The organism is Hyphomonas sp. (assembly GCF_041689225.1).
Taxonomy (GTDB): Bacteria; Pseudomonadota; Alphaproteobacteria; order Caulobacterales; family Hyphomonadaceae; genus Hyphomonas.
On sequence record NZ_JBDNGN010000128.1, the window covers coordinates 13,875 to 37,317 of the forward strand.

The following is a 23,443-nucleotide window of genomic DNA, read 5'->3' on the forward strand; positions in this document are numbered from 1 at the left end:
TATCCTATAAACCGAAGGGATTGCCCTTTATATGCGTCCTCATAGGGTTAAGTTCAGCGCGGATCAAACAGGAACGCCAGAGGATGGTAAAAACAATTGAAGGCTCGCGCGCAGCGCCTAGTACGCCGAGCATCGACGCTGACGAAGTCGCCAAGTTTTCCGCCATGGCCGCTGACTGGTGGAACCCCACTGGAAAGTTCAAACCCCTGCACCGGTTCAACCCCGTCCGGCTGAAGTTCATCCGGGACACCGCGGAAGCCCATTTCGGGATTCCGGCGGGCAAGCTCAAACCACTCGAAGACCTGCGTCTGCTCGATATTGGATGTGGTGGCGGCCTCGTCTGCGAACCCATGGCGCGCCTCGGTGCCAAGGTGACGGGGGTCGATGCGTCCGAAGCCAATATCAAGACCGCCCTGACCCACGCCCAGGAACAGGGCCTGGAAATCGACTATCGTGCGGGCACCGCCGAAGGGCTGATCGACTCAGGCGAGGCGCCATTCGACATGGTCCTCAATCTGGAAGTCGTCGAACATGTCGCCGACGCCCACCAATTCCTGATCGATACCGCCAGTCTTGTCCGGCCCGGCGGCCTCATGATCGTGGCAAGCCTCAACCGCACGGCTAAGGCGCTCGCCACGGCTGTGATTGGCGCCGAGTACATTCTCGGATGGTTGCCACGCGGCACGCATGACTGGTCGAAATTCGTCACGCCGGAAGAAGTGCGCACGGCGTTGCACGCTGCAGGAATGCAACCCGAACCCGCAACCGGCGTATCCTACAAACCTCTCTCGGGTTCATGGGTGCTATCCAACGACACCGCCGTCAATTTTATGGTCGTCTCCAAGAGGCCTGCCACATGACCGCACTTCCTGCTCCGAAGGACGTACTCGATTTCTGGATCGGCGAGGCGGGAAATTCCGCCGAGTCGGCGACGTCGAAAAACAAGATGTGGTTTGCCAAGTCAGCGAAGATCGACTCCGATCTTCGCAAGAAGTTCCTGTCCTTGCTCGAAACGCTGGCCGCCGGACCATTGGCCGACGATTGGTCCGGCCGTGGCGCGCGCGAACGGTTGGCCGCTATCATTGTCCTGGACCAGTTCAGCCGGAACCTGTTTCGCGACAGCCCCCGCGCGTTTTCACAGGACGCGCTCGCCCTTCGCCTGTGCAAGGAAGGACTGTCCCGTCGCGAAGACCTGACGCTCAGTGAGGCTGAACGCATCTTCTTCTATCTGCCCCTCGAACATTCAGAAGATATCGGCGACCAGACCCGCGCCGTCGAGATGTTTTCAGCGCTGCATAAAGATGCCCGCAGCGATTTCAGGAAACTAACGGAAAGTACGCTCGAATACGCCTATGCCCACCAGGCAGTTATCGAACAATTCCGCCGCTTCCCACACCGCAACGAGGTGCTGGCCAGGACCTCCACTTCGAAGGAACTTGCCTACCTTGCCAAGCCCGGCAGCGGCTTCTAGTCGAGTGTCTGGGGGCCGCGAGGGTCTAGGCTCTTGGCCACGTCCATCTGCATCGCGCGTGACAAGGGGTAGGTCCAGGATGCGTATGACGCGCCGAGATACAGCACCCCCGGCAACAGGCAGAAGATCATCAGCAATCCGTTGATCGCTTCGGGCGTATTCGGCTCGCCCGGATGGAACCCTGCCAACTGGCCTACCATCAGGTACCCGACGCCGAAAGCCAGGCTTGAGCCGATCTTGTAGGCGCTGGTCAGGATCGAATAATAAATACCGGCACGGTTTTCTCCGGTCCTTGAAGTATGCCATTCGACCACATCTGCCGTCATGGATCTGGTCAGGATGATCGGTGCGCTGAACGCGGCGCCGTTGATGACGGCCCCGACAAGCAGGGGCCAGAACCCGCCGACCTGTCCGAAAAAGAAGTAGAGGATATAGCTGAGCGCCGACATCATCGTCGCCGCGCGAAAGGCAACATTCTTTTCCGTTCGCTTCGCCAGCAACAACCAGAGCGGCATGGCCGCAACGGCCACGATAAAGAAGATCATCAGGATCAGGCTGGACTGGACACCGGTCAGCCCAAACACGTATTCGGCGACAAAAAGGTAATTCGCGGCAGTGACCGCGATGGCTGTGCCAGCCAGCAATTCCATCGCGAGCAAGCGACCGAACATCTGGTTCTTCAGGGCGGCCAGAATGGGCTTCAGCTCGAATTTCATGGCATGGCCCTGGTCCCCCGGCACGGGCCGGTCCGGCACGAAGAAGAATGACAGGGCGCCCGCCACGGGCAAGGAAACGAGCAGAACGACGCCCATCACGGCAACCTGCCCGAAACGATCGAGTTCAAATCCGAACAATGGCAACAGCGCCGGCAACGCCAGCAGCGTCAGCATGGACAGCGTGCTCACGATCTCTGGCCACAGGAACAGGCGGGAGCGTTCGTCATACGTCGTTGCGATGGCCGGCACCCATGCAGAACGTGATGTCTGCAGCAGCGTGAACCCGACATAGAAGAGCAGCATCCACCCGACAAAATAGGCCGGGCCGACGCCAGTGCGCGGCGGCATGTAGACAAAATAAGTCGCGATCGCGAGCAGCGGTATGCTGAGCAGGATCCAGTGACGCACCCGGCCCAGCGGACTCCGGTAACGATCCACCAAATAGCCCATGACGGGATCGGTAAAGACGTCCCAGAACCGCAACAGCATGAACAGGAGGCCCGTCATTTCCAGACCAAGCCCGACCTCATTGGCATAAAGTGGCGAGAGGTACACCGCCAGCGGCAGGCCAACGCCAGCGAGCGGGATGCTGAGACTCGAAAAGGCAAGAACGCGTGGCAGCGAGAGGCGTTGGGAAGATGGCTGGATCATCCGGCTAACGTGCCCAAGCTAAACGTGACGGCCAAGTCATTTTTTTACGCCCCTGCGCCTTGACGGGTGACGCGCGAGCCGCAACCGTTCCCCGTAATCGGACAAAGGGATGGCTGGACATGCTGAAAAAACTGATCTTGGGAGCGTTGGGACTGATCGTCCTGATCGTCGCAATTATTATCGTGCGCACGTTCACCTATGGCGGCGAGCCGGTCGGGCAGCGGGTGGAATTGCCCGATACCCCTGCAATTTCTGCAGAATCAGCTGCCTACCACCTGTCTGAAATCATCCAGTTCAAGACAGTCACATTGTCTGGTGGCGATCCCCGTCCGGGCCAGGATGGCGAATGGCTCGCGCTTCACGACTGGTTGTCTGAAACCTATCCTGCTGCTCACGCCGCCATGACACGCGAAATCGTCCCCGGCACATTAACGCTTCTCTACACTTGGCAAGGCAGCGACCCAGCGCTGAAACCGATCCTGCTGATGGCCCATCAGGACGTCGTGCCTGTGAATATGGGCACCGAATCCGATTGGACCGGCGCCCCCTTCGCCGGCGAGATCATTGACGGTTATATCTATGGTCGCGGCGCAATCGACGACAAAGGCAACCTTGTCGGCCTGATGGAGGCGGCAGACGCCCTCGCGGCCACCGGCTTCCAGCCGAAGCGAACCGTTCTTTTCATGTTCGGACATGATGAAGAAGTGCTGGGCTCGGGGGCTGAGGCCGGTATCGCCCTGCTCAAGTCGCGCGGCGTCGAACCTGAAATGGCACTCGACGAAGGCTTCATGGTCATCGATCCCTCGCCACTCACAGGCAAGCCGATGGGCATTATCGGGGTCTCAGAAAAGGGTTACGTGACCGTCAATGTCACGGCAGTCGCGCAAGGTGGGCACTCGTCGACCCCGCCCCGGAACTCCGCAAACGTCAATCTCGCACGGGCGATCCTCGCCCTCGAAGAGAACCAGATGCCGGCCGATTTCAACAAACCGCCTATCTCCGACCTGTTCCGCGCCGCAGGCAAGGACATGCCCTTCACCCAGCGCATGGCGATGGCGAACCTCTGGCTGTTCCAGGGGATGGTCGAGTCATCGCTCGCCGATAACGCTGCCGGCAATGCAATGGTCCGCACGACAACCGCGCCGACCATGCTGCGCGGATCTGCCAAGGAAAACGTATTGCCGCAGCGCGCTGTTGCAACGGTGAACTTCCGTGTACATCCCAATGACACACCAGACAGCGTGATTGAACATGTGAAGGCCGTCACGGCAGGCATTGAAGGAATTGAAGTCGAAACAGGCGGAGACGGCATCAACACCCCTGCCTCGCCTGTCTCGCCGACTGACAACCGCGCTTATGCCGTGCTGGCCAGCGTTGCCGAAGCGGCTGGCAGTGGCGCACCTGCCGCGCCGGGACTGGTGCTGGGCGCCACGGATTCGCGCTACGCTGCCGCCATCACCAGCAATATCTACCGGTTTGCCCCGTCCGTCCTCTCGCCGGCCGACCTGACAGGTTTCCATGGCACGAACGAGCGCATCTCCATCGAGAACATGGGGCGATTGTCGAAAGGCTATGCCCAGATCATCCTCGGCATGGACGGCCCGGACCAATAGTCCGGGCGTGCCGTATGGGCTGACTAGCTGACCGGGCCGGTGACGTTGTCGATCGGCACGACATAGTGGCGGGCGCAGAACTGGCAATCGATCACCAGGGTTCCGTCCGGTTCGACCATCTCGTGCAAGGCATCATCGGGCATCGACTCAAGTGTGCCGATCAGGCGCTCCTCGTTGCACGTGCAGCGATCAGTGAGGTCGACCCGGTCTTCCATCCGCACACCTTGTTCGTGAAACAGGCGGAACAGGAGATCAGGCACAGCAAGGTCGGGATCTACGAGTTCGGCATCGCTGAGCGTGCCGAAAAAGGCTTCGGCTTCACGCCACACTTCTGATGTGTCGCCGCGGGCTTCATCGCTTGCAATCCGCTGCACCATCATGCCGCCGGAGACCCAGATCGGCGCTTCGCCTTTCCGGTCAAGCTCGGCGACGGCCAGCTTGATTCGGCTCGGCACCTGTTCGGACTGGGTAAAATAGTCTTCGGCGCATTCCGACAATGTACCTTTTTCCAGCGGCACGACGCCCTGATAAGGCGCGACCGAGGGATCGTCCTGGATCAAGATGAGGGCCAGGCGTCCGCTCGGTCCGAACAGTTGCGGCATGTGCGGGGCAGCGCCCTTGTTGACCTTTTCAAGATGGTCCCAGCGATCAGCATCGAACTTGGCGTAGCCGCGTACGCCGCCATCGGTTCGGTATTCGCCGACCAGCATCGACACCGGACCATCGCCTTCGGCCTGCACGAGAATCCGCCCCTCGAACTTCAAAGAGGCGCCGACCATTGCGGCCAATGTCACGGCTTCGCCCAGTATGCGGGCAAGATGTGGCGGATAGTCGTGGCGGTGCAGGATCGGCGATAGGCTTTCAGCACCCATGCGAACGGCCCGGCCGCGCACGGGGCGCTGGTCGATCTGGAAGTTGACGACGAAGTCGCTGTCGGGACGGGCAGTATCGGGCATGGTTGGCTTTCGGACGGGCGTGGAAGGCCCCATGTGGCAGTCCGAACCCTTATCGACAAGGGCTGCGTGCAAGCGCTATCTGCGCCTGCTGCGAATCAGCCGGCCCCAAAGAGTGCACTGAGGGCAAAACCCACAATAGCCAAAATGATACCGCCGACCAGGACCCATATTAGTCCGGGCATGCGCCGGGCCTGACGGGCGTCCTCTGTGTCAATTTCCTGACGTTCGTCGCTGTGTGTGTTGTTGTCGATCATCAAAATGCTCCTGCAATCACAGCGCATGATGAACCAAATTGTTCCGTTTTATCGGTCAGGCCGAGCAGCTTCCTCCACCCAGCACGCAGAAGCTCGCGCACCAGGCATGGTTCAGCTTGACTGGAGCCGCTGTCGCTTCGGCCAGCGTGACACCGAGTTCAAACGCAGGATCGTCCACTAGCAGCGTACACGCCGTCACAGAGGCCCGCGTCGCGCCCTTGCGGCGGATGACCATGCGTTGGCTGGAACACATGATGTCAGCCGGGTCCTTGCCGAGAATCTGCCAACAAGCCGTGGTGATTTCCGGCGGGTCGTCGCGGGCGATCATTTCGGGGAAAAGGACGAGCTGTGACGCATCGGATGGATCGATCCTGAGACCGAGGCGCGTTGCCATCTCACCATAGGCGACGCGCGCATCGGTGTCGTCTTCGTGAAGTGACTGCCGCCCGGCGAGCGCGACCTGAATGCCCTGCCCTGCCAGCCATGCGAGCCCCTTGCTGGCCTCGGCGAAGGCACCATCGCCGCGCTCTGCATCGTGCAAAGCCCTGTCATAGGAATCGAGCGAGATGCGCAAAACCATCCGGTCACCGAAGCGAGCATGAATCGCCGCAAGACCCGCCTGGATACGTGGACGCATCATTGGACGCATGGCATTCGTCAGCAGCAGCAGGCGATGGCCACGCTCCAAAACCGCTTCCATGATCGCCAGGATATCCGGGCACATGAAGGGCTCGCCACCCGTGATGCCAATTTCCTTGGCGCCTTCGCCAAGCGCGTCGATCTCGTCAAGGAACGGCGTCACGTCCGACAGCCTCAGATAAACCAGCCGGTCGTTCGAGGGCGAACTCAGGATGTAGCAGTTCGCGCATTCAATATTGCAGAGCGTGCCAGTGTTCAGCCACAGCGTTTTGAGACCACGCCAATCGACGCTGGCACGGATCTCGCCCTTGGCGGTTGTGTGCGGATCGGCGAACTTCTCGCGAGGAAAGACTGTGTGAGGCATCGGGCCTGTCTAACCGCAGGCGACGCCAAAGCGCCAGCCGTTTCGCGCATAAGTGATCGCGCGTGAAGCGGCTACTTGTCGAGGCACCAGCGCAGGATCGCTTTCTGGGCGTGCAGGCGGTTCTCGGCCTCGTCCCAGACCAGCGATTGTGGGCCGTCGATAATGTCGGCATCCACTTCCTCGCCGCGGTGGGCTGGCAGGCAATGAAGGAATTTCGCGCCCCCGGCGGCGAGTTCCATCAGGTCCCCGGTGACTGCGTAGGGTTCGAGAATTTCAAGACGCCGGTCGCCATCCTGGTCGCCCATGGACACGAATGTGTCGGCAATCACGACATCGGCCCCGGCAACAGCTTCCTCAGCCGTTTCATAGAGGTCGATCCGCGCCTGCAGTTCACGCGCGATTTCGACATCCTCGTCGTCCGGCGCGAAACGTTGTGGCGTACCGATCGCCAGCGAGAAGCCGAACTTCGCCGCCGCATGCAGGAAACTGGCGCAGACATTGTTGCCATCGCCAACCCAGGCGATGCGGGCCCCGCGCAGGGTCAGGCCATTTTCCTCAAGCGTCTGAAGGTCAGCCATGATCTGGCAGGGATGAGAACGATCCGTCAGGCCGTTGATTACGGGGACGCTGGCGAACTCGGCAAATGTCTCGACATCGCTATGGTCATTGGCGCGGATCATAACGGCGTCGACATAGCGCGACAGGACGCGCGCGGTGTCTTCAATTGTCTCGCCACGGCCAAGCTGCATGTCACTATTGGTGGCAGTGATCGAACTGCCGCCGAGCTGGCGCATCGCCATGTCGAAGGAAAAACGCGTACGGGTCGACGATTTCTCGAAGATCATTGCCAGTGTGTGGCCTTCCAGCGGCGCGCCAGTATCGACCCTGCCTTTTGGCCACCCAGCCCGCGCCTTCTTGGCCCGATGGGCCTCGTCGAGGATCGCACGCAACTCAGCCGACTCGAGATGCCAGATGTCGAGGAAATGGCGTGGGGCCGGAGGTCTAGTCATCGGCGGGCGCTCCCGTTGGAAAAAGAAGCGCGGGAGATAGCGCGTTTCCCACTTCAGCGCCAGTGAACCGCCCGTTGAGGTAAGCTGGACGTTACCATGTCGCCATACTTTGAGAATGACTTGCACGTGCACTCGCGCTGTGCCACGAAGAAATGCGAATGATTCTCAAATCGATTGCCGGAGGTCTTCAACGATGTGCATACCCATAGATGACGCCGCGATGCTATGCTGGCTTAGACAGCAAGTGCGGGTACTGGAAGCCTGGCGCGAGGAACTCGCTTGTCGGCCCGAGATCGAAATCGCGATGGTGACGCGCCTCGAGCGGCACTACGCGTGGCTGACGTCGGAGATCATGCGGCTCGAAATGCCTGGTCGCGCCGCCTGAACTCCGCCCATGCCGCGGCGCGGGAACGGGACGTGCGTTTCCTCCCAGACGCCTTGTCCCGCGTCGCGGCACTTCTCTCACGTATTCACTGGCGAAGGATCGCCTGTTTTCCCAGTTCGGAGCCTCAGGCCCGCTTCAAGACCCGGACGACGAGCAGCAGGAGGACGGCACCTATCGTGGCATGGATTATGGCGCCGACAATGCCTGCCCCGAGGCTCACATTGAGGGCGGGGAAGAGGTAGCCGGCAATGAAGGCGCCGACGATGCCGACGACGATATTGCCAATGATGCCGAAACCGAACCCCTTCACAATGAGTCCGGCCAGCCAGCCAGCGACAGCGCCGATCAACAGAAAAACAATAAGGCTTTCAAGGGTCATTTTGCGTTTCCTCGCATATTGTCAGGCTGCACATGCGGCCATTTCATTACAGTGCGGGTCACTCTCGGCGCCTTTCGCCCCGCACGCCATCACGACCGAACGCAGGCCGGCTTGTCGCTCCGCCCGACACAGTGCGCCCCTCATCTCTCCACTGGCGAAGGCCCGTACTTTGCCCTATGTCACGGGCAAGCCCACCGGCCCCTCTAATCTCAGGAGAGACAGGACTAATGGACACCGTACTCATCATCGGCGCTGGCGCGGCCGGCTCTGTCGTCGCGCAAAAATGCGCCATGGACCGCGACACGTTCAAGCACATCACACTGGCCTCGCGCCGCATCGAGAGCTGCGAGAAAGTGGCAAAGTTGTGCAACACGCCGATCGAGATCGCGCAGGTCGATGCCGACAATGTTGCCGAGGTCGCCGCGCTCATCAACAAGGTGAAGCCGGACCTGTTGATCAACATGGCCCTGCCCTATCAGGACCTGCCGATCATGGACGCCTGCGTCGAGACCGGCACCAACTATATGGACACCGCCAATTACGAGCCACGCGAGATCGCCAAGTTCGAATACAGCTGGCAGTGGGCCTACCAGGACAGGTTCGTCGAGAAAGGCATCACCGCCATTCTCGGCTGCGGCTTCGATCCGGGCGTCTCGAACATCTGGTGCGCCTATGCCCAGCAGGAACTGTTCGACGAGATAGAGTATATCGACATCGTCGACTGCAATGCCGGCGATCATGGCAAGACGTTCGCGACGAACTTCAATCCGGAAATCAACATCCGTGAAGTGACGCAGGACGGGAAATACTGGAAAGACGGCAAGTGGATCGAAATCCCTGCCCTGTCGATCAAGTGTGACATCGACTATCCCGAAGTCGGCCCGCGCGCCTCCTACCTCATCTATCACGAGGAAGAGGAAAGCCTCGTCAAGAACATCAAGGGCCTGAAACAGATTCGCTTCTGGATGACGTTCGGCCCCGAGTACATCAAGCACCTTGAAGTGTTCAAGAGCATCGGCTTGATCGGGCTCAAGCCGATCAAGCACAAGGGGATGGACATCATACCGATGGAATTCCTGAAGGACCTGCTGCCCGTGCCGTCATCGCTCGCCGAAGGCTATACTGGAAAGACGTCAATCGGCGTGATCATCCGTGGCAAGAAGGATGGCAAGCCGATGACAAAGATGCTCTACAACGTCTCCGACCATGCCGAGACCAACAGGGAAGTCTCCGCACAGGCTGTTTCCTACACGACCGGCGTCCCACCCGTTTCCGGCGCAAAGATGTTCTTTGACGGCATCTGGAGCGGCAAGGGCGTGTTCAACGTCGAACAGTTCCCTGCGAAACCGTTCCTGGATGACGTCGCCAAACGCGGCCTGCCGACGACGATTGTGGACTTGGAGCCCGGCGCGCAGGATGAACTGTTTGCCGTGAAAACCAGATCTTCACCAAAGGCCTCATCCTGAGCGAAGTCGAAGGACGAGACTCGGGCGGAATGCGCTGCAAGCCTGCGCCCGCCCTTCGACTTCGCCCAGGGTGAACGCACCTCTTGAATGAGTCCAATGACATGACCTCTGCTTCCCTTCCCGAAAATATCCCCACTCCCGCCTTCGTCCTCGACGTCGCCCGCCTCCGGTCCAACCTCGAGACGGCCCGCCGCGTGCGTGAGGAGGCCGGTTGCAAAGTGCTGCTCGCCACCAAGGCGTTCGCGATGCCCGCCGTGTTCCCGATGATGCGCGAGTATCTCGATGGCACCACGGCGAGCGGCGAGCATGAAGCGATCATGGGCCACGCGGAATTCGGCAAGGAAGTACATGTCTATTCGCCAGCCTATACGGAAGACGAAGTGCGCCGCCTGACCAAGGTCGCCCAGCACATCTATTTCAATTCGGACGAACAGCTCATGCGCTTCGGCGCAATTGCTCGGGACGCGAGCTGCAAGGTCGGCCTGCGGGTGAACCCCGGCTATTCCAATGCGACACTCGGCGGCGACCTCTATAACCCCACCGCCCCCGGCAGCCGCTTCGGCGAAGTACCCGCCATGCTGGACAGCGTCGACTGGTCCGGCGTCGACATCTTCCATGTCCACGCCCTATGCGAGAGCCTGCACGAAGGCTCGGTCGGCCTGATCGAATTCGTGGCGGACAATTTCGGAAAATATATCGAACAGGTCTCCGCCGTGAATTTCGGCGGCGGCCATTTCCTCAACAAGCCGGGCTATGATGTCGATGCGCTGATCGCGGCCATCAAGGCGTTCAAGGCGAAGTTCGACGTCGAGGTCGTTCTGGAGCCCGGCGCGGGACTCGTCGTCAACACGGGCGAACTGTACGCCACCGTGCTGGCCCTTCACCGGAACGAGATGGACCTTGCCATTCTCGACGCCTCAGCCTCGACCCACATGCCCGACGTTCTGGAAGTGCCCTACCGGCCCGATATCATCGGCGCGGGCGAGGCAGGCGAACTCACTCACACCTACCGCCTCGGCGGCAAGACCTGCATGACCGGCGACGTGATCGGCGACTATTCCTTTCCCGAACCGCTCGTGCCCTGCCAGCAGCTGATCTTCACCGACCAGATGCACTACAGCTTCGTCAAGACCAACACGTTCAACGGCACGCCGCTCGCCAACCTCGCCGTGCGCTGGGAAGACGGCGTCGTCGAACCGCTGACCGATTTCGGCTACGAGGAATTCCGCCGGCGCCTGGGGCGCTAGGCGCCACCTTCCAGATGGTTCATCTGGTTATTGCCAAGTGACGGGATGCGCGCCCGCGCCATAGCGACCTGCTCAAGGTCGATATCGCCCCAGATGACTCCCGGTTCGTCGCCATCAGCCTCCGCAAGTATCTCCCCCCAGGGCGAGATAATCAGCGAGTGGCCGAATGTCTCGCGGCCATCTGCGTGCTTGCCGCCCTGCGCAGGAGCAATCACGAAACAGCCCGTCTCGATAGCGCGCGCCCGCAGCAACACATGCCAGTGCGCCTCGCCGGTCACGCGTGTAAAAGCTGCCGGGGCTGTCAGTATCTGCGCCCCGGCCTGTGCCAGCGTCCTGTAGAGCGCCGGAAAGCGCAGGTCGTAGCAGATGGTCATGCCGATGGGACCAATGGATGTTTCCGCAAGCACTGCTGACGTGCCCGGCCGGTAAGCGCGGGATTCGCGATAGGTCTGGCCATCACCGACCTCGACATCGAACATGTGGATCTTGTCGTATTGCGTGATGATCTTGCCGTCCGGCCCGATAAGGAATGACCGGTTGGCAAACCGGTCGTCACCCTCAAGCGTCACGGCGATGGAGCCAAGCAGCAGCCAGACGCCAAGCTCGACTGCGAGCGCCCGGAACGCCGCCAGCGTCGCGTCATCATCCTGCGCCACGACCTTGGGCCGCGCCATACCCGGCCGGATGTCGAGCAGGCTGGTCATCTCCGGGGTCGCGATCAGCATAGCGCCTGCCGCGGCCGCCTGGCGCACCAGACCCGACGCAGCCGCGATGTTCGGCGCCACTTCGGTACCGGATCGCATCTGCACACAGGCGGCTCTGAGACGCGTCATACGGACCTCAGGCCAGCAGTACCCATTCTGTCAGCGCGGCATCAATTATGCCCGTCGCTTCCCGCACGTGTTCATCGGTAATGATCAACGGCGGGGCGAGGCGCAACACATTGGCCCCGGCTACACCCACGAGGAGGTTATTCTCGCGGCACAGTCCCTGTAGCGATTTTGGGTCCGCTTTCATTTTGAGGCCGGTGAGCAGTCCCTTGCCGGTGACGCCTTCCACCTTGTCCGGGTGGCTGTCGGCCAGACTCTTCAGGCCCTGAGCCAATGTGCCGGAGACACGACGCACTTCGGCAAGGAAATCCTCGTTCGCGATGATATCCCATACCGCGTTCCCGACGGCCATAGCGAGCGGATTGCCGCCATAGGTCGACCCGTGGCTGCCGGGCTGCATATGCTCGGCGCAGGCTTCGGTCGTCAGGCAGGCACCAAACGGAAAACCGCCGCCAATACCTTTCGCGGCACATAGGATGTCTGGCTCGGCGCCCTCGACCCAGTCATGCGCGAACAGTTTGCCGGTGCGGCCCATGCCGCACTGGACCTCGTCAAGGATCATCAGGATACCATGCGCGTTGCACAGCTCGCGCAGACCGATCAGGCATTGGTCTGGCATGGCACGCACGCCGCCCTCTCCCTGAACAGGTTCGACGAAGATAGCGGCTGCGGTTGGGCTGGCGGCCGCTTCTTTCAGGGCTTCATGGTCGCCCCATTCGAGATGAACAAAACCCGGGAGCTTCGGTCCGAAACCTTCCAGATATTTCGGGTTGCCACCGGCATTGATCGCACCGAGCGAGCGACCATGGAATGCACCCGTGAAAGTGATGATGTCGATGCGTTCTTCACGTCCATTGGCCCAGTGGTATTTGCGCGCGGTCTTGATCGCGCACTCGACCGCTTCCGTGCCGGAGTTCGTGAAGAAGACGCGGTCGGCGAACGTGTCGCGGCAAATCTTGTCGGCCAGTTGCTCAGCAGCAGGCACGCGAAACATGTTGGACGTGTGCCACAGCTTGCCGGCCTGGTCACGCAGGGCATCAACCAAAGCCGGGTGGGCATGGCCGAGTGCCGTCACTGCGATGCCCGCAATGAAGTCGAGAGAGCGTGTGCCGTCTTCGGTGAAAAGGTATGGCCCTTTTCCTTCGACGAACACCTCTTCCGGCGGGCGGTAGACGGGCATGATGTGCTGGCGTGGATCGGTCATGAATGCTCCCTGCGGTGCGCAAGTGTGAAGTGGTGGCGATACGCTTGGCGAGACGCTCTTGGGAAGTCAACTCATGCGCCGCCGATCCCGGTAAATTGTCGGCCGGGCGCAAGGCAGGTTGGTCCTCCGCAAGCGAATCATTCGGGGCGTCTTTTGGCGATCCACCAGAAATGGAACCGTCTTCTATCCCAGCGACAATGGCCCGCTGGTGCTTTCGGACAGGAGCACCACTCAGTTTACGAACGATCATTCGAACAAGGGTCGTGGCAACCCGGCCACGCGCCCGTTCGTTCGGACTACCGTCGATTCCAACGACTCCGGCAAGCGCATCTGAACGTATTCAGGTGATGCCAGCCAAACAGGTGATATCTGACGATTACAAAATATTAATTGAAAAACGATAACAGTTGTTGACGATTACCGATAATCACATATTGTTAATCGGTAATCAAAGGCGGTCCGGGCACAATGTCCAAAACGCCCCCTACCTCACCTGAGCCGTTGTTTCGGTTCGTCTTGGCTCTCACACTGCCACGTGTTCCCCTGACACACGGCGGAAGACTCGACCTGAACACACCTCCAAAACGGAAAGAGGCGCAAGACCTGAAACAGGATCTCGCGCCTCTCCACCGTTTGCAGCGTTTCCTCCCAGAAACTTGCCTATTCATACGGCACGAGTTTCACACATGTGTCAAGAATGTGTTCAACAAATTTTTGGCGTCCGAGGTTGAACGCGGTTCTATCCGTTCCAGGAGGCGCGAACATGAGGCCCGCGCGGCCTCGCTCCAGTCCGCTGTCGGCGACAGCGCGAACGAGGCTTCGCTCTTGAGAATTACGCCATCATCCAGGATTTTCAATCCGTTCGCGCGCAGGGTCGCGCCCGTCGACGTTATATCGACAATGACGTCAGCTGCCCCGGTTGCTGGCGCCGCTTCCGTCGCCCCGGCACTTTCGACCAGCCGGTATTCTCCGACCGATTTGGCCGCAAAGAACCGCCGGGTCAGGCGCATGTATTTTGTTGCCACCCGCAGGCGCCGATGATGCAGCTTGCGAAAGGCCGCGCCCGCAGCTTCAAGATCAGCCATCGTATCGACGTCGAGCCAGGCCTGCGGCACCGCGACGATTACATCCGCACCCCCAAAACCAAGCTGCTGGACAACCCGAAAGTCACTTGCGCCTTCCGGCGCCAGGTCGTGCAACAGGTCTTCACCCGTCACACCAGCGTGCAGGCTGCCCTCGATCAACCCTTGCGCAATTTCACGGGCGGACATGAGACGCATCTCAACCTCGCCCAGCCCGGAAATCTCGGCCTGGTAACCGCGCTCGCCGCCAATCTGGCTGACGGGAAATCCGAGTTCCGAGAGCCATTGTTCGGTCTTTTCCTTGAGACGACCCTTGGATGGAATGGCGAAGGACAGCTTGCTCATGACATGCTCTCCCGTGCACGGACGACCCGGTCGGGTCGCACGACACCGCCGATGCCCGAAACTTTCGCCCGGCCACCCGACAGGCCCGCGATCAGGCCGTCATAGCGCCCGCCTGACGCGATAGGCTGACGCTCGCCGAGCGCGCCCGCGAAGGTCTCGAAGACAAAGCCGTCATAATAGGTGAAGCGCCGCCCGAAGCCGGACCGGAACCTGCCCGCCTCGCTCACGCGCGGCACTGCTGAAATGATCGTGTCCACGCGGCGCGCCAGGCGTTCGATCACAGGATCGACGGCTGCAAGGCCGTGCTCACGTGCGATGCCCGAGAGCACTACGGCTGTAGCTTGCGCAGCGCAGTTCACACTTGCAAGCGCAGCAATCGCCCGACGCGCATCTTCGGGCACGCCGCCGGCGTCTGCTGCAGCGGCCTTGGCCTTGAGGCCGTCGACAATCTCTGCCACCGAGCGTGTCCCGATCATCGGGATTGCACGGTCGCGAATGGCCGCAAGATACATTGTTTCGGCTGCGTCCGGGGCGGCATCCGACAACCGGTGGGCCAGGTCGACCTCCGGCGCCGATGGCGCACCCGCCAGCAACTCGGCCACGCCCCCTTCTTGACGGAAGGCGCGCTTCAGGAGCTCTGCTGTCACCCCCGCGAGCCCCAGCGCATCCACAAATGCCGGAAACACGGCGAGATCGCCCATGACCATGCGCCAGTCATTGATGCCGCACGCCGCAACAGCCGACTGCACGAGTGCGAACGCGTCGGCATCCTCCTCAGGCGTCGACGGGCGTCCGAACCGTTCAAAACCCACTTGCGTGAATTCCATAGGGTCATCCGGCGAGGCCGGCAGGCGGAAGGCCCGGGCCGCATAGTTGTAGGCTTCGGGACCGTTATCGCCGGAGGCGAGACGCTCGGCTTCCAGGCCCGCCACCGGCAGGGTGAGGTCCGGACGCATCACCATTTCATTACCGCGATGATCGGTGAAGACGCAGAGCCGCGCGCGCACGGCTTCGCCAGAGAGCTCGAGGGGAATGTCAGATGCGAGAACGTAGGCGGGGTCGACCGACCGCGCACCCGTTCGCGCAAAGACTGCGCTCGCCGCTTCGACAACCTGCTCCGGCGTCATCCCTGCGCCTCGACGATGCGGCGGACAGCGTCCACCATTTCCGCGCGCGGCACTTCGATCTGGCCTGGCCGTGCTTCGCGATATTCCTCATTCGACTGGATCGCCTTGGCTTTGAGCACGCCCATTTCGAGGTCCTTGATCGTGACCGTGCCCTTGGCGAGTTCATCACCGCCAACCATGACCACGGCAGGGGCGCCGCGACGATCCGCATATTTCATCTGCGGGCGCATGCCCGAAGGGCCCATATAGGCTTCGGCCCGGAGCCCTGCGCGGCGAAGGTCTGCCGCGATCTCAAGCGCCACAGAAGGGTTTTCCTTGTCGAGGTTCAGCACCACGACCGGACCGTCCAGCTTCGTCGTTTCGCCCATGATCGCCAGCGCCGAAGCAAGTCGTGAAATACCTATGGAGAAGCCGGTCGCCGGAACTGTCTCGCCAGTGAATCGGGCCACCAGGTCGTCATAACGCCCGCCACCGCCGATCGAGCCAATGCGGTATGTCTTGCCATCGTCACCGACGACTTCGCGCAGCAATTCAGCCTCATAGACCGGGCCGGTATAGTATTCGAGGCCGCGTACGACAGACGGGTCGATGACGACATCGCCTTCCGGCGTACCCAGCGCTTCCAGCGCCATCGCGATGGATTCAAGTTCGGCAAGGCCGGCCTTGCCTTCTTCGCTATTGCCTGCAGCCTTCGACAGGTTCGCGAGTGTCTCCACCCGGGTCTTGGCGCCCGCCTCGGCAAAGGCGAGCACGGCTTTGACTTCCGTGTCCCCAAGGCCTGCGCCCTTGGTGAAGTCGCCACTCTCGTCGAGGCGGCCCTTGCCAAGCAGGTCGGCCACGCCGCCCGAACCCAGCCGGTCCAGCTTGTCGAGCGCGCGCAGGATCGCGAGACGCGTGCCCGCAGAGGCCGCTCCCACACTTTCGAGTACACCGTTCAGCAGGCGGCGCGTGTTCACGCGGATGACGAATTCACCGGTCTCCATGCCCACCGCGCGCAGGGCTTCGGCGCCCATCGCGACCATCTCGGCATCGGCATGGAAGCCGGGCGCGCCGACGGTGTCGGCATCGCATTGCCAGAATTCACGGAAGCGGCCGGGGCCTGGTTTCTCATTGCGCCAGACAGGGCCGGCCGCATAGCGCCGAAAAGGGCGGCCAAGCGTCTGGCCAGCCTCGGCGACAAACCGCGCCAGCGGCGCCGTCAGGTCATAGCGCAGGGCCATCCATTGCTCGTCATCGTCCTGCAGCGAGAACACACCCGCATTGGGACGGTCGTCGTCTGGCAGGAACTTGCCCAGCGCATCCGCATATTCGAACGCGCCCGTTTCCAGCGCCTCGAAGCCCCATTGGCGGTAAACGGCCGTGACCTTCTCGACGAGTTCAGCCTGCGCATGGATCAGCGCCTCGCGCTTGTCGGGAAAACCGCGCGGCTTGCGGGCGAGATCCTTGCCGGTAAGGGGGGCATCAGACATGAGACGGGGCCTTTGTGAGTTCCGGCGCCCGCACTAGCGGACAGGGGGAGCCGGGGCAAGGCCGATCAGGGCTAGCCCCGGCCGGGCATGCCTTCCCGGCGGGGGATCAGCTTGAAGATGCCTGTGCCCCGCATCAGCAGCTTTTCGCCGGTCCAGATACGTCCCTCGACGGTCACAATATCTTCCGCCACACCAACAACCTTGCCATTGCCCTCGACAAAACTGCCAAGAGTCGCCCCGGACAGGAAATCGCACATCAGGCGGATAGTGACCCACCACGTGTCCTCATTCTTCTCCACCGCGCCGCCCCAGGCCATGTCGGCGAAGGTCATCAGCATGCCGCCATGTGCGTTCATCATGCCATTGGTGTGATGCTCCTCGACCTTGAAGGCACGGGTAAGGCCAGTCGCATCCCGCTTCTCGAACAGTGGGCCGACCTGTCGGCCAAAGCCGCGGTGCCAGGGCAGGTGCACATAGCCTTCAGGGATTTCGAATGTCTGGCTTCTGGTAAAATCATCGGTCATGGAATGCGGAATAGCGCCGTCCGAACCGATTTGCCAGCCCGTTTGCGACGATCCTCAAAGTCCGGCGGAGGAGAGCGCCGCCGCCTGCCGCGCAGCGACAGTTTTCACGTCAAAGCCTTCGAGGCTTTCCTCGAACAGGCGGTGATAGTTCACTTCCGCTTTCAGGCGCAGGTAGGCCGCGCCAAGGCCGATCGCCGCCCGGTCCATGAAGACGAACTCGCGGGGAATTTTCACCGGGCCCTTCTCCTTGAGCAGGCGGCGGACCTGGAACGCTTCCTTGCGGCCATATTCGCCTGCCGACACGCCATCGGCGACACTGCGCACCCGGTCGTCTAGCAGCGGACCATAGATGAAGCGCGCCCAGATATTCAGCACCTCGACCAGTTCGCGAGATAGGTTCTGGAAGCCCCATTTCTCATACGCCGCATAGGCGGCATCGAAATCCTCCGCCAGCATGGCGCGGTAGAGATCGACCACGCCTTCCACGAAGGTTGGCGGGAACACGCGGATGCAGCCGAAATCCAGCAGGTTGATGCCGCTGCCGCCGCCGGTGACTTGGTAATTGCCGAGATGTGGGTCGCCATGGATGACGGCATGGCCATTGAACGGACCCCACCAGGTCCAAAACAGCATTTCGGCGATGTGGTCGCGGGTTTCCTGCGCTGCGCCCTCGAAGGCATCGAGGCGCTCGCCGTCCAGCCAGGTCATCGTCAGGAGGCGATCGGTCGATAATTCCGGCACGGGTTCAGGCACCTGGACGAAGTCCTTGTCGGTGAGCATTCCCGCATACAGCGCCATATGCTTCGCTTCGCGCCCGTAATCGAGTTCCTCGCGGAGACGGTCGGTGACTTCGCCGACCATCTCGGTGAGATCGATCGATCCGTCCATGCGCTTGAACAGGCCGAGCATGGCTTTCAGCTGACCGACATCCGATTCCACCGCGCTCGACATGTCCGGGTATTGCAGCTTGCAGGCGACGCGCCGGCCATCATGCATTCGCGCGTCGTGCACCTGGCCCAGCGAAGCCGCGTGAGACGCGTCCTTCCGGAACGTGTTGAACAGTGACAGCCAGTCAGGGCCAAGTTCCGCCCGCATCCGGCGCTTGACGAAGGGCCACCCCATGGCGGGCGCCTGCGCCTGAAGCTGGCCAAGTTCAGCGGCATATTCGGCTGGCAGGAAATCCGGGATGGTCGACACCATCTGGGCGACCTTCATCAATGGCCCCTTGGAACGCCCCAGCGCGGCGGCCAGCGCCTTCGCGATCCGCTCGTCGCCCTGATCACCGCCAAACAGGGAATTTGCCGCGAAGCTGATGCCGGCGCCCGACAGGTTCGCGCCCACTTTCGCCGTTCGCGCGAGTCGCCCGCTCAATCGGTTGCGTTCCGGATCGGGCACGTCGGGCGTATCGGTCATACATGCGATATAGGCGGTTTCCCGCCGATTGGCAGGTGCGACATTTGCAAAAGACCGGCGCGGCAGTTGCAGCGGCTGCGCTAGTAAGGCAAGTCTGATGCCTGAACGTGCTGGAGGCCGCCCCATGAACCCATCTGCAAACTATGATGTCGTCATCTATGGAGCCACCGGATTCACCGGCCGCCTCGTGGCCGAGTACATGAATACCACCTATGGCGTCGGCAAGGACGTAAGCTGGGCCATGGCCGGGCGGTCGCTCGACAAGCTCAAGACCGTGCGCGACGAAATGGGCATCCCGAAATCCGTTGAATTGATCGTCGCTGATGCGTCCGACCCGGCGTCGCTGGACGCCATGGTCAAGTCCGCCCGCTGTGTCCTGACCACGGTCGGCCCCTACCAGCTCTACGGCACGCCCCTGGTCGAGGCCTGCGCCACCAATGGCACTGACTATGTCGACCTGTCCGGCGAAGTCGCATGGATGCATGACATGATTGCGGCCTACGAAGACACGGCGAAAAAGAGCGGCGCACGCATCGTCTTCTCGTGCGGCTTCGACTCCATTCCTTTCGATCTTGGCGTCCTGTTCCTCCAGAACGAGGCGATGCGCGAGTTCGGCACCCCGGCGGTCCGGGTGAAGGGGCGCATGCGCAAGATGAAGGGCACGTTCTCCGGCGGCACCGCGGCCTCAGGCCGCGAGAGTATGGCCCGGGCTATGCGCGATCCCGCCGTCATGGCGGTGTTGCGCAATCCGTTTTCGCTGACCGGCGGTTTTGAAGGCCCGGACCAGCCACACGGCATGTCCGTGCAAGAGGATGACGATTTCGGTTCCTGGGTGGCTCCGTTCATCATGGCGCCGATCAACACCAAGAACATTCATCGCTCCAACGCGGTCATGGGCCACCCCTATGGCAACGACTTTGTCTATGACGAGATGATGCTGACGGGTCCCGGCGAGGCCGGCAAGGCAGCGGCCGAGATGGTTGCCAAAAGCAACACGATGGGCGGAGACGACGGTCCCAAGCCTGGCGAAGGCCCGTCGAAAGAAGAGCGCGAGGCCGGTCTGTATGATTTCGCCCTACTCGGCATCACCAAGAACGGCGATCGCCTCAGGGCCACTGTCACGGGCGACAAGGACCCCGGTTACGGATCGACCTCCAAGATCATTTCCGAAGCGGCCATCTGCCTCGTCAAGGATTGCACCGACCTCGGCGGTGGCATCTACACGCCTGCTGCTGCCATGGGTCTCACACTGGTTGGCCGGCTAGAATCGCATGCCGGATTGACGTTCAACATCGACAAATGAGGCAAAAGGGTGACAAGCGCCCTTTTTTCAGGCTATAGCGCCCGCGTCCGCTCCTGATCGCGGTCGCAACCTGAGAGTCGTTCACCGCCTCAACCTCGCCGGCCCCGAAGGTCCGGCCACGCGCAGCACCCAAAAAATCAATCAATCCGGCAGCTGCGACCAGAACGCCAGCGCCAAAGGCCGGGATACCGGTCGCAAGAAGGATACGTCGCCCCATGTCGTACAATACACTGCTGACAGAGTCTGACGCCGAAACCGGCATCGCCATCATCACACTGAACCGGCCAGACCAGCTCAACGCCCTCAACGATGAGATGATGACGGAACTGACCCATGCCATCGACCGCTTCGAAGCGGACAAGGATATTGGCTGCATCGTCCTGACCGGCTCACGCAAGGCCTTTTCCGGCGGCGCAGACGTTCGCGAAATCATGGACCAGGATTATCCCGCCGCCTATTATGACGACCTCATCACCCGCAATTGGGAGCGCGCATCGAGCGCCCGCAAGCCACTGATCGCGGCCGTAAGCGGCTATGCCATCGGTGGCGGCTGCGAATTGGCCATGATGTGTGACATCGTCATTGCAGCTGACTCGGCCCGTTTCGGTCAGCCGGAAATCCGCCTCGGCGTGATGCCGGGGGCTGGCGGCACGCAGCGACTTGCGCGGTTTGTCGGCAAGTCCAAGGCCATGGAACTCTGCCTGACCGGACGGATGATGGAAGCTGCAGAAGCCGAACGCTGCGGCCTGGTTGCCCGGGTTGTACCGGCAGACGACCTCATGGAGGTTGTGCGTGAGATGGCACGTACCATTGCCGCGATGCCGCGTGCTGCAGCCATGATGACGAAAGAGGCCATTAACGCCGCATATGAAACCCCCATGTCGCAAGGCATCCGTTTCGAGCGTCGTCTATTCCAGTCGCTGTTTGCGACCGAGGACCAGAAGGAAGGCATGTCTGCCTATGTCGAGAAACGCTCGGCCCACTTCAAGGACCGCTAGGCTGCCAGCAGCCGCCTGAGCAGGGCCGCTATTCTCTTTATTGCAAAGTGTTGTTAACCTTGGACCGCTCAGGGGATGGGGCGGCTTTGCAGCGGGGAACAGCTCATGGCGGAGGTAGGCGCAGTCTCAACGAGCCTGATTATCAGTGTGCTTGTGGCGTTGCTCGTGATTGGCGGCGCCGTCGCCGCCCTGGCCTACAAGGCACGCGGCCCGTTCATATTGCCCGCGGATGACGACACCTACCTGGTTCGCGGACCCGACGGACGCATCCACGCCCTCACAGCAGACATGAAGGTCACGGTCGACGATCCGCGCATTGTTCAGTTCCAGCACCGCCAGCACCTGCGCTTTCCTGTTTACGATCCGCGGTTCAGTTCGCTCGCGCATGACCATCTGGTGACCGATGCGGGCGCCATCTCCCTGCGCATCCATACGACCACGCCCTTCCCTTTCACGGCCGTGACCAATGACGGCCACGTGGTGACAGTCACCCCATCCGTAAGTTTTTGCGTCAATCGGGACCGCGTGACGGATCTCGCCCGGCTGGGGGATTTCGGCGATCAGTTCGAACGGCGTATCCGCTCGGCCTTTTCCGGTGCGATCGGCAGGCGCAAGGACGAACAATTGCGCGAAAGCCATCACGAGATCGAACGGGAAGTGACCGAAGAGCTTGCCGGGATGGAATCTGGCACAGGAGGTCTTGGCGTTCCGCTGGGTGTCAGCGTGTTCGAGGGAAGGTTCAGCTATCGTGATGGATCGACCCTTCCCAGCGACGTCGTGGTGGCCCCAAATGCAATGGCGTCGGACGGTGGTGCTATCGGTACCGACGCTACCGGTGAGGCCACAGTGGCGCCCCAGCGCTTAGCGCTGGCGCAGACCGCCCAGCTCGGGGAGGTCGGTTCGCGCGACATAGAGACGCCCGGTGCAATGCAGTTTCTCGGTACAGAACTCGACAAGCTGCTCGACCAGTTCCGTGATCGCAGCCCCGAGCAGATCGCAGCCCTGCTGAGCCTGATGGAGATGCAAACCCGTCAGAATATCGTCTCGATGCTCAGTAAATCCGGCGGACTTGTCGTATTCTCTGCGAAGGAGCTGGGCTTGGAAGGCAACCAGGCGCTGACCGAGCGGATGAACGAGATGGCTGCCGAGACCAAGGAACCGCCGGAAACCGAGTAGCGGCGGCCCGCTGGAGCAGTTTTCTGTCAGCCCCCAGTTGACGCGTTCGCACCGTTTATGTATGCCCCCGCCTTCAGCTTGAGGGAGGTCTCCTTCGGGCTTCAGGAGTTAGATATGGCCAATACCCGTTCCGCCAAGAAGATGGTCCGCAAGATTGCGGCTCGTACCGAGGTCAACAAAGCGCGCCGCTCGCGTGTGCGCACTTATGTCCGCAAAGTCGAGGAAGCCATCGAAGCAGGCGACAAGTCTGCCGCCCAGAACGCCCTGCGCGTTGCACAGCCCGAGCTGATGCGCGCCGTCACCAAAGGCGTCATGCACAAGAATACGTCGTCCCGCAAAGTCTCGCGCCTCTCGGCCCGCGTCAGCGCAATGGGCTGAAGCCTTCCCGGCTTCGAACCCCGATGACAAAACAAGGCCCGCCCGGCTCACGCCCGGCGGGTTTTTTCTTGCGGCGAATTTAGGATCCAAGGCTCGCAAAAACGTCCCGGAGATGGTTTCTTCGAATGGGTCCTCTTTTGGTTCTTTTTTGCATTTTTGCGCGTTCCCGGGAGGCAGGTCTGCAAGAATGGGTCGGCTTTGTTAGGTGCAATATTTTATCGCTAACAAAAACCGGAATTTCACAGCCAATTACTCATAGATGGTGTTGACAGAACATTAGCGAACGATTGCGCTGAACGACTCACTCACAAAAAAAATACACAAGATAAGCGGCTGATTTTGATGAAATTTTGGTCACAGGGCCCAAGAGTCAACTGGCCAATACCGGTTGTCAAAAAAAAGATACACTTGTCAGAAAAACGGCAGGAAGTTACTTTGGGGAT

23 protein-coding genes are annotated in these 23,443 nt (G+C 61.1%); 10 read left to right on the forward strand and 13 right to left on the reverse strand.

What is annotated here, in order from left to right; genetic code table 11:
* Positions 1 to 83 precede the first annotated feature (83 nt).
* Both ubiG and ACESNB_RS12850 read left to right on the forward strand, forming a co-directional pair.
* Complete coding sequence (gene ubiG, locus ACESNB_RS12845; RefSeq protein ID WP_373007906.1) at positions 84 to 860, forward strand: bifunctional 2-polyprenyl-6-hydroxyphenol methylase/3-demethylubiquinol 3-O-methyltransferase UbiG; 777 nt, start codon at positions 84 to 86, stop codon at positions 858 to 860.
* Complete coding sequence (locus tag ACESNB_RS12850) at positions 857 to 1,471, forward strand: DUF924 family protein (protein ID WP_373007908.1); 615 nt, start codon at positions 857 to 859, stop codon at positions 1,469 to 1,471. Before ubiG ends, ACESNB_RS12850 begins: the two co-directional genes overlap by 4 nt.
* On the opposite strand, the gene ACESNB_RS12855 is transcribed toward ACESNB_RS12850, so the two are convergent.
* Positions 1,468 to 2,838 (reverse strand): MFS transporter, encoded by a 1,371-nt coding sequence (locus ACESNB_RS12855; protein ID WP_373007910.1) that lies wholly within the window; start codon positions 2,836 to 2,838, stop codon positions 1,468 to 1,470. The two genes, ACESNB_RS12850 and ACESNB_RS12855, sit on opposite strands and share 4 nt — an antisense overlap.
* Before the next feature lie 119 nt (positions 2,839 to 2,957).
* On the opposite strand from ACESNB_RS12855, the gene ACESNB_RS12860 reads away from it, so the two are divergent.
* Positions 2,958 to 4,451, forward strand: a complete 1,494-nt coding sequence (locus ACESNB_RS12860) for a M20 family peptidase (RefSeq protein WP_373007912.1) — start codon at positions 2,958 to 2,960, stop codon at positions 4,449 to 4,451.
* A gap of 23 nt (positions 4,452 to 4,474) precedes the next feature.
* On the opposite strand, the gene ACESNB_RS12865 is transcribed toward ACESNB_RS12860, so the two are convergent.
* The 4 genes from ACESNB_RS12865 to argF all read right to left on the reverse strand — a co-directional run bounded on the left by ACESNB_RS12865 (position 4,475) and on the right by argF (position 7,674).
* Positions 4,475 to 5,407: an Hsp33 family molecular chaperone HslO gene (locus ACESNB_RS12865; RefSeq protein WP_373007914.1), complete on the reverse strand. Its 933-nt coding sequence runs from the start codon at positions 5,405 to 5,407 to the stop codon at positions 4,475 to 4,477.
* Between the two features lie 95 nt (positions 5,408 to 5,502).
* Positions 5,503 to 5,661 (reverse strand): hypothetical protein, encoded by a 159-nt coding sequence (locus tag ACESNB_RS12870; RefSeq protein ID WP_373007916.1) that lies wholly within the window; start codon positions 5,659 to 5,661, stop codon positions 5,503 to 5,505.
* A 55-nt stretch (positions 5,662 to 5,716) separates the two neighbouring features.
* On the reverse strand, positions 5,717 to 6,664 hold the full coding sequence (locus tag ACESNB_RS12875) for a radical SAM protein (protein WP_373007918.1): 948 nt from the start codon (positions 6,662 to 6,664) through the stop codon (positions 5,717 to 5,719).
* Between the two features lie 71 nt (positions 6,665 to 6,735).
* Complete coding sequence (gene argF, locus ACESNB_RS12880) at positions 6,736 to 7,674, reverse strand: ornithine carbamoyltransferase (protein WP_373007920.1); 939 nt, start codon at positions 7,672 to 7,674, stop codon at positions 6,736 to 6,738.
* A gap of 193 nt (positions 7,675 to 7,867) precedes the next feature.
* On the opposite strand from argF, the gene ACESNB_RS12885 reads away from it, so the two are divergent.
* Positions 7,868 to 8,059 (forward strand): hypothetical protein, encoded by a 192-nt coding sequence (locus tag ACESNB_RS12885; RefSeq protein ID WP_373007922.1) that lies wholly within the window; start codon positions 7,868 to 7,870, stop codon positions 8,057 to 8,059.
* A 124-nt stretch (positions 8,060 to 8,183) separates the two neighbouring features.
* Here ACESNB_RS12885 and ACESNB_RS12890 read toward each other — a convergent pair whose 3' ends face one another.
* A complete protein-coding gene (locus ACESNB_RS12890; protein ID WP_373007924.1) occupies positions 8,184 to 8,438 on the reverse strand; it encodes a GlsB/YeaQ/YmgE family stress response membrane protein in 255 nt (84 codons plus the stop codon).
* A 227-nt stretch (positions 8,439 to 8,665) separates the two neighbouring features.
* On the opposite strand from ACESNB_RS12890, the gene ACESNB_RS12895 reads away from it, so the two are divergent.
* Together ACESNB_RS12895 and ACESNB_RS12900 are read left to right on the forward strand one after the other, a co-directional pair.
* Positions 8,666 to 9,904 (forward strand): saccharopine dehydrogenase family protein, encoded by a 1,239-nt coding sequence (locus ACESNB_RS12895; protein ID WP_373007926.1) that lies wholly within the window; start codon positions 8,666 to 8,668, stop codon positions 9,902 to 9,904.
* A gap of 101 nt (positions 9,905 to 10,005) precedes the next feature.
* Positions 10,006 to 11,151, forward strand: a complete 1,146-nt coding sequence (locus tag ACESNB_RS12900) for a carboxynorspermidine decarboxylase (protein WP_373007928.1) — start codon at positions 10,006 to 10,008, stop codon at positions 11,149 to 11,151.
* On the opposite strand, the gene ACESNB_RS12905 is transcribed toward ACESNB_RS12900, so the two are convergent.
* The 7 genes from ACESNB_RS12905 to ACESNB_RS12935 form a co-directional block, all read right to left on the reverse strand.
* Positions 11,148 to 11,984: a carbon-nitrogen hydrolase family protein gene (locus ACESNB_RS12905; protein WP_373007930.1), complete on the reverse strand. Its 837-nt coding sequence runs from the start codon at positions 11,982 to 11,984 to the stop codon at positions 11,148 to 11,150. The two genes, ACESNB_RS12900 and ACESNB_RS12905, sit on opposite strands and share 4 nt — an antisense overlap.
* Positions 11,985 to 11,991: 7 nt before the next feature.
* Positions 11,992 to 13,185: an aspartate aminotransferase family protein gene (locus tag ACESNB_RS12910; protein ID WP_373007932.1), complete on the reverse strand. Its 1,194-nt coding sequence runs from the start codon at positions 13,183 to 13,185 to the stop codon at positions 11,992 to 11,994.
* A 680-nt stretch (positions 13,186 to 13,865) separates the two neighbouring features.
* Positions 13,866 to 14,612: an ATP phosphoribosyltransferase gene (hisG, locus tag ACESNB_RS12915; protein WP_373007934.1), complete on the reverse strand. Its 747-nt coding sequence runs from the start codon at positions 14,610 to 14,612 to the stop codon at positions 13,866 to 13,868.
* On the reverse strand, positions 14,609 to 15,739 hold the full coding sequence (locus ACESNB_RS12920) for an ATP phosphoribosyltransferase regulatory subunit (protein ID WP_373007936.1): 1,131 nt from the start codon (positions 15,737 to 15,739) through the stop codon (positions 14,609 to 14,611). Before ACESNB_RS12920 ends, hisG begins: the two co-directional genes overlap by 4 nt.
* Entirely contained in the window at positions 15,736 to 17,208 is a 1,473-nt protein-coding gene (hisS, locus tag ACESNB_RS12925; RefSeq protein ID WP_373007938.1) for a histidine--tRNA ligase, read from the reverse strand. The genes ACESNB_RS12920 and hisS overlap by 4 nt, the downstream gene beginning before the upstream one ends.
* 71 nt (positions 17,209 to 17,279) lie before the next feature.
* Positions 17,280 to 17,732 (reverse strand): PaaI family thioesterase, encoded by a 453-nt coding sequence (locus ACESNB_RS12930; protein WP_373007940.1) that lies wholly within the window; start codon positions 17,730 to 17,732, stop codon positions 17,280 to 17,282.
* A 54-nt stretch (positions 17,733 to 17,786) separates the two neighbouring features.
* Positions 17,787 to 19,145 (reverse strand): ABC1 kinase family protein, encoded by a 1,359-nt coding sequence (locus ACESNB_RS12935; protein ID WP_373007942.1) that lies wholly within the window; start codon positions 19,143 to 19,145, stop codon positions 17,787 to 17,789.
* Positions 19,146 to 19,269: 124 nt separating this feature from the next.
* Here ACESNB_RS12935 and ACESNB_RS12940 point away from each other — a divergent pair, with 124 nt between their 5' ends.
* From ACESNB_RS12940 to rpsT, 4 genes are all read left to right on the forward strand, one after another.
* Entirely contained in the window at positions 19,270 to 20,448 is a 1,179-nt protein-coding gene (locus ACESNB_RS12940) for a trans-acting enoyl reductase family protein (protein ID WP_373007944.1), read from the forward strand.
* Positions 20,449 to 20,663: 215 nt separating this feature from the next.
* Positions 20,664 to 21,446: an enoyl-CoA hydratase gene (locus ACESNB_RS12945; RefSeq protein ID WP_373007946.1), complete on the forward strand. Its 783-nt coding sequence runs from the start codon at positions 20,664 to 20,666 to the stop codon at positions 21,444 to 21,446.
* A 105-nt stretch (positions 21,447 to 21,551) separates the two neighbouring features.
* On the forward strand, positions 21,552 to 22,622 hold the full coding sequence (locus ACESNB_RS12950; protein ID WP_373007948.1) for a hypothetical protein: 1,071 nt from the start codon (positions 21,552 to 21,554) through the stop codon (positions 22,620 to 22,622).
* 114 nt (positions 22,623 to 22,736) lie between these two features.
* Positions 22,737 to 23,000, forward strand: a complete 264-nt coding sequence (gene rpsT, locus ACESNB_RS12955; RefSeq protein WP_373007950.1) for a 30S ribosomal protein S20 — start codon at positions 22,737 to 22,739, stop codon at positions 22,998 to 23,000.
* Positions 23,001 to 23,443: the final 443 nt, after the last annotated feature.

Coding starts and splice junctions, on each gene's coding strand:
- ubiG (WP_373007906.1), top strand. CDS start 84: ATGGTAAAAACAATTGAAGGCTCGCGCGCAGCGCCTAGTACGCCGAGC.
- ACESNB_RS12850 (WP_373007908.1), top strand. CDS start 857: ATGACCGCACTTCCTGCTCCGAAGGACGTACTCGATTTCTGGATCGGC.
- ACESNB_RS12855 (WP_373007910.1), bottom strand. CDS start 2,838: ATGATCCAGCCATCTTCCCAACGCCTCTCGCTGCCACGCGTTCTTGCC.
- ACESNB_RS12860 (WP_373007912.1), top strand. CDS start 2,958: ATGCTGAAAAAACTGATCTTGGGAGCGTTGGGACTGATCGTCCTGATC.
- ACESNB_RS12865 (WP_373007914.1), bottom strand. CDS start 5,407: ATGCCCGATACTGCCCGTCCCGACAGCGACTTCGTCGTCAACTTCCAG.
- ACESNB_RS12870 (WP_373007916.1), bottom strand. CDS start 5,661: ATGATCGACAACAACACACACAGCGACGAACGTCAGGAAATTGACACA.
- ACESNB_RS12875 (WP_373007918.1), bottom strand. CDS start 6,664: ATGCCTCACACAGTCTTTCCTCGCGAGAAGTTCGCCGATCCGCACACA.
- argF (WP_373007920.1), bottom strand. CDS start 7,674: ATGACTAGACCTCCGGCCCCACGCCATTTCCTCGACATCTGGCATCTC.
- ACESNB_RS12885 (WP_373007922.1), top strand. CDS start 7,868: ATGTGCATACCCATAGATGACGCCGCGATGCTATGCTGGCTTAGACAG.
- ACESNB_RS12890 (WP_373007924.1), bottom strand. CDS start 8,438: ATGACCCTTGAAAGCCTTATTGTTTTTCTGTTGATCGGCGCTGTCGCT.
- ACESNB_RS12895 (WP_373007926.1), top strand. CDS start 8,666: ATGGACACCGTACTCATCATCGGCGCTGGCGCGGCCGGCTCTGTCGTC.
- ACESNB_RS12900 (WP_373007928.1), top strand. CDS start 10,006: ATGACCTCTGCTTCCCTTCCCGAAAATATCCCCACTCCCGCCTTCGTC.
- ACESNB_RS12905 (WP_373007930.1), bottom strand. CDS start 11,984: ATGACGCGTCTCAGAGCCGCCTGTGTGCAGATGCGATCCGGTACCGAA.
- ACESNB_RS12910 (WP_373007932.1), bottom strand. CDS start 13,185: ATGACCGATCCACGCCAGCACATCATGCCCGTCTACCGCCCGCCGGAA.
- hisG (WP_373007934.1), bottom strand. CDS start 14,612: ATGAGCAAGCTGTCCTTCGCCATTCCATCCAAGGGTCGTCTCAAGGAA.
- ACESNB_RS12920 (WP_373007936.1), bottom strand. CDS start 15,739: ATGACGCCGGAGCAGGTTGTCGAAGCGGCGAGCGCAGTCTTTGCGCGA.
- hisS (WP_373007938.1), bottom strand. CDS start 17,208: ATGTCTGATGCCCCCCTTACCGGCAAGGATCTCGCCCGCAAGCCGCGC.
- ACESNB_RS12930 (WP_373007940.1), bottom strand. CDS start 17,732: ATGACCGATGATTTTACCAGAAGCCAGACATTCGAAATCCCTGAAGGC.
- ACESNB_RS12935 (WP_373007942.1), bottom strand. CDS start 19,145: ATGACCGATACGCCCGACGTGCCCGATCCGGAACGCAACCGATTGAGC.
- ACESNB_RS12940 (WP_373007944.1), top strand. CDS start 19,270: ATGAACCCATCTGCAAACTATGATGTCGTCATCTATGGAGCCACCGGA.
- ACESNB_RS12945 (WP_373007946.1), top strand. CDS start 20,664: ATGTCGTACAATACACTGCTGACAGAGTCTGACGCCGAAACCGGCATC.
- ACESNB_RS12950 (WP_373007948.1), top strand. CDS start 21,552: ATGGCGGAGGTAGGCGCAGTCTCAACGAGCCTGATTATCAGTGTGCTT.
- rpsT (WP_373007950.1), top strand. CDS start 22,737: ATGGCCAATACCCGTTCCGCCAAGAAGATGGTCCGCAAGATTGCGGCT.